We start from the raw sequence: 4857 nt of genomic DNA, 5'->3' as shown, positions 1-4857 counted from the left end.
TAGGCGTTGGGTGCTCGGAGCTGGACGTTGAATCACTCTATTTAAAGTAATCAACAACGGATTATTTTATAAATTCCTAAAAAAACAAAACTACCCTCCACAATTTTGCGAAGGATAGTTATGCCTAAATTATGCGTTTACTTTTAATTTTTTTAATTCTTCAGTTAACATCGGAACTACTTCGAATAAGTCTCCAACAATTCCGTAATCCGCAACTTTGAAGATGTTTGCTTCTGGATCTTTGTTGATTGCAACGATTACTTTACTGTTAGACATTCCTGCTAAATGTTGAATAGCTCCCGAAATTCCACACGCTATGTACAAATCAGGTGTTACAACTTTACCGGTTTGTCCAATCTGTAATGAATAATCGCAATACTCTGCATCACAAGCTCCACGAGAAGCACCAATTGCGCCGCCAAGTACATTCGCTAATTCTTTTAAAGGTTCAAATCCTTCTTCGCTTTTCACACCACGACCACCAGCAACTACAACTTTGGCTTCTGATAAATCTACACCCTCAGTTGCTTTACGAACAACCTCTTTAATAACCGTACGTAAATCTTTAATTTCTGCAGATAATGATGTAACATCTCCTGAACGAGACTCGTCTTTTAGTAACGGAGCAATGTTATTTGGACGAATTGTCGCAAAGACTAAACCGTCAGTAACGATTTTCTTTTCAAATGCCTTACCTGAATAGATTGGACGAGTAAATACTAGATTTCCACCAACAACTTCAAGAGAAGTTACATCAGAAATTAAACCTGAATTTAACTTACCAGCAATTCTAGGTGCTAAATCTTTACCCAAAGCTGTATGCCCAATAATAATTCCCTCTGGACTTTCAGCATCAACTACCTGTAATAATGCTTGAGCAAATCCGTCAGAAGTATATTGACTTAAACTAGCATTTTCAACTGTTACAACGCGGTCTGCGCCATATTGAATGAATTCATTACCTAAAGATTGTACAGATTCACCGATTAATACACCAACTACTTCTCCACCTTCAGAAGCAACTTTTGCTGCAGCAGCTGCTTCAAAAGAAACATTACGTAGAGCACTATCACGAACTTCACCTAAGACAAGAATTTTTCTAGCCATCTATTTTGACCTCCTATTATCTAACTTGTTGGATTTAAATTACTTTTGCTTCTTTGTGTAACAGACTTACTAGCTCAGATACTTGATCTTTCAAATCGCCTTCAAGAACTTTTCCGCCTTCTTTTGCAGCAGGTAAGAAAATTTCAATCGTTTTTGTTTTCGCTTCTACATCATCTTCTTCAAGATCTAAATCATCTAATTCTAGTTCTTCTAACGGTTTCTTCTTCGCTTTCATAATTCCTGGTAGAGATGGATAACGCGGTTCATTTAAACCTTGTTGAGCTGTTACTAGTAGCGGAAGGCTTGTCTCAATAACTTCGGAGTCCCCTTCAACGTCACGGACAACGCTTACATTTGTTCCATCAATATCAAGTTTTGTAATAGTTGTGATATAAGGAATGTTTAAATTCTCAGCTACACGAGGCCCTACTTGTCCAGATCCGCTATCAATTGCAACGTTTCCAGCAATAATAAGGTCTGCTTCTTTATCTTTTAAGTAAGCTGATAGAATTGTTGATGTTGTGAATTGATCTCCATCTTCTACATCATCTTCAACGTTGATTAGAACCGCTTTGTCAGCTCCCATTGCTAGAGCTGTGCGAAGTTGCTTCTCTGCTTCTTCAGTTCCTACTGAAACAACAGTCACTTCTCCACCATGAGCATCTCTTACAACGATGGCTTCTTCAACTGCATACTCATCGTATGGATTAATGATGAACTCAGCACCCTCTTCATTGATTTTCCCATTAGAAAGTGTAATCTTTTCTTCTGTGTCAAAAGTTCTTTTTAATAAAACATAAATGTTCATTGCTTAACCTCCTGTATTTTTAATTATGAAAATTTAGAATATTATACACATAATTATTTCCCTATAAATTGAGGCTGTCTCTTCTCAATAAAAGCGGATATACCTTCTTTAGCATCTTCTGAAACAAATATTTCACCAAATGATTCTGATTCTTTCTGAACACCTTTATAGTACTGTTCATGTTTTGAATAGTTTAATAATTCAATAGTTTTCTTAAGTGCAAGAGGACTCTTAGCTGCTATTTTACTAGCAAGCTTTTGAACAGCATCTTGAAGTTCATCTTCGCCAAATGCTGCATTTGCTAGACCCCATTGAACCGCTTCTTTACCTGAGATTGGTTCACTAGTAAATAACATTTCTGCCGCCTTAGCTGCACCTACTAAACGCGGTAAACGCTGTGTTCCAGCAAAACCAGGAACTAGTCCTAATTGTAATTCTGGTAGCCCTATCTTAGCTGTCTCTGTTACAAAACGAATGTGACAAGCCATTGCTAGCTCTAAGCCACCACCAAGTGCTGCTCCATGAATAGAAGCGATAATTGGTTTTGAGAACTGTTCCATTCTTTCGAACAAATTCTGTCCTCTAGCAGCAAGCTTTGAAAATTCTTCACCAGAAGAAATAGTTGTGAATTCTTTAATATCAGCTCCAGCTGAAAAGAATCTTCCTTCACCTTGAATCACAATTACACGTACTTGATTGTCATCTTCTAAAACATCTAGAACTGACGCCAACTCTTGCAAAACTTGAGATGATAGCGCATTGGCTGGTGGGCTATTCAACATAATCGTTGCCACATTCGCCTCAATGCTATAAGACATTAATTGCATCCAATTCCTCCTTTATTCATAGTGCAATTCTTATTATACAATATTAAGTATATAATCAAGTGTTTAACAATTCAAAACTTTTCGAAAAAAGGGCAACAAAAAATTTGATGCCCTTTCACATTCTATTCACTTTTTCCTTGTGAAAGCCCTGCAATAAATAGGGTATGTACCTGATGAGATAATTTTCGAAGGTCGTATTTTTGTTCATTCATTACCCAAGTTGTTACTATTTCATCAAGCGTACCAAAAATCATTTGTCTTGCTAGTTTATAATTTAAGTCTTTCTTAAATTCTCCACTTTCGATACCTTCTTGAAGAATGCTGTCTACGACAATTAAGTATCGTTTTAGTACTGCATTGATTTTTAGACGAAGATCTTTGCTGGATTGTCTCAATTCTAGCTGTGTAACTATGGCAAGATTTGAATCGCTAGATAACATTTCAAAATGCTTTTCAACTAACAAAGCTAGCTTTTGAGAAGCAGTTTGTTTACCTTTTAATTCACCTTCGATTTTCTCAACAATCTCTCCCATTTTCTCTTGAAAAACAGAAATTAGAATGTCTTCTTTGTTCTTGAAGTATAAATAAATTGTTCCGTCTGCTACACCTGCTTGTTTCGCAATTTTTGAAACTTGAGCATGATGATAACCATGCTGCGCGATGACAATTACTGCAGCTTCGATAATTTGTTTATACTTCGGTTTATTTTTCTTCAAAATGTCCTTCCCCTTTCAGAGAAATGAATGAATAACCATTCATATTTTTATAATAGTATGCCCGCATAATGAAGTCAAGAAAAATGTTGAAAGGAGAAGGTCTATATCTTCAATTATTCTTAATTATACGATGCTGTCACAAGCATGTCCAAAATAATGTTACGTAAGAGCAATAAAAGCAGCTCTTAACGTTTTTTTACGCTTGTTTTCTATTCTCATCCTCTGTTTTTTTCTTCTCTTCTTCTACTAAAGCTCTTCTTAAAATTTTTCCTACTGCTGTTTTGGGTAGCTCACTTCGAAATTCATATATTCTCGGAACTTTATATGCGGCTAAATGCTTACGAGTAAACTCATTCAACTCTTCTTCTGTAATACTCGTTCCTTCTTTCAAAACTACATAAGCTTTCACTGTTTCACCTCTATAAGGATCAGGAATACCAGCTACTACAGCTTCTTGTACATCTTCGTGTTCATATAACACTTCTTCTACTTCTCGCGGATAAATATTATATCCACCTGCAATAATCATATCTTTCTTTCGATCTACAATATAGAAATAACCTTTCTCATCCATATATCCTAAATCGCCTGTTAAAAACCAGCCATCTCTGAAAGCGCTCTCAGTATCTTCCGGTCTATTCCAATACCCTTTCATCACTTGAGGTCCCTTAACTGCAATCTCTCCCATTTCATTAGGAGGCAATGGCTCGCCTGTTTCCATTGATAATATTGCTGCTTCTGTATCAGGATATGGTACTCCAATACTTCCTCTTACTCTTTGTCCCCACAGGAAATTAGCATGTGTAACAGGGGATGTTTCTGTTAATCCATAACCTTCTACCAGTTTACCATTCGTTATATTCTCAAACTGTTCTTGTACCTCTACAGGTAAAGGTGCAGAACCACTCATGCATGAATCGATAGAAGATAGATCATATTTAGTAATATCTTTATGATTTAATAGTGCAATATAAATGGTTGGAGCCCCAGGAAACAACGTTGGGCGCTGTTTATGAATCGTTTTTAATGTAGTCGTAGGGTCAAACTTAGGTAATAAAATCATTCTATGTCCATCCATTACAGATAGAACGAGTACTGTAGTCATGCCATATACATGAAAAAATGGTAAAACGCCTAGTATGGATTCATGACCTTTTTTACATTTATACATCCATGCTTTACACATTGCTGTATTTGCAATCAAATTTCTGTGAGTAAGCATAACACCTTTCGGGAAACCCGTGGTACCACCTGTATATTGTAATAGTGCTAAATCCTCTTCAACATTTATCCTTAACGGTATTTCAATAGCATTGGATTCTTTTAAAATTTGTTTAAATAGGTGAGTAGAACCTTCATGATTCACATTTACTACGAGGCCATATTGCTTCTTTTGAAT

5 protein-coding genes are annotated in these 4857 nt (G+C 36.2%); all 5 read right to left on the bottom strand.

From position 1 onward, the window contains the following. Positions 1 to 129 precede the first annotated feature (129 nt). Complete coding sequence (locus V7014_RS21440; RefSeq protein WP_335510148.1) at positions 130 to 1107, bottom strand: electron transfer flavoprotein subunit alpha/FixB family protein; 978 nt, start codon at positions 1105 to 1107, stop codon at positions 130 to 132. A 34-nt stretch (positions 1108 to 1141) separates the two neighbouring features. Further along, a complete protein-coding gene (locus V7014_RS21435) occupies positions 1142 to 1915 on the bottom strand; it encodes an electron transfer flavoprotein subunit beta/FixA family protein (protein WP_335510146.1) in 774 nt (257 codons plus the stop codon). A gap of 53 nt (positions 1916 to 1968) precedes the next feature. Then, a complete protein-coding gene (locus tag V7014_RS21430; RefSeq protein ID WP_335510144.1) occupies positions 1969 to 2742 on the bottom strand; it encodes an enoyl-CoA hydratase in 774 nt (257 codons plus the stop codon). Positions 2743 to 2864: 122 nt separating this feature from the next. Beyond that, positions 2865 to 3458 carry a TetR/AcrR family transcriptional regulator gene (locus tag V7014_RS21425; protein ID WP_335510142.1) on the bottom strand — a complete coding sequence of 198 codons (594 nt, stop codon included), beginning with the start codon at positions 3456 to 3458 and terminating at the stop codon, positions 2865 to 2867. Between the two features lie 196 nt (positions 3459 to 3654). Further along, on the bottom strand, positions 3655 to 4857 hold a 1203-nt coding region (locus tag V7014_RS21420), incomplete at its 5' end, for a long-chain-fatty-acid--CoA ligase (protein WP_335510140.1).

The organism is Bacillus sp. JJ722 (genome assembly GCF_036963345.1).
Lineage (GTDB): Bacteria > Bacillota > Bacilli > Bacillales > DSM-1321 > Bacillus_AD.
Note: the sequence above shows the minus strand (reverse complement) of the source record. Positions and strands in the feature narration are given on the sequence as shown.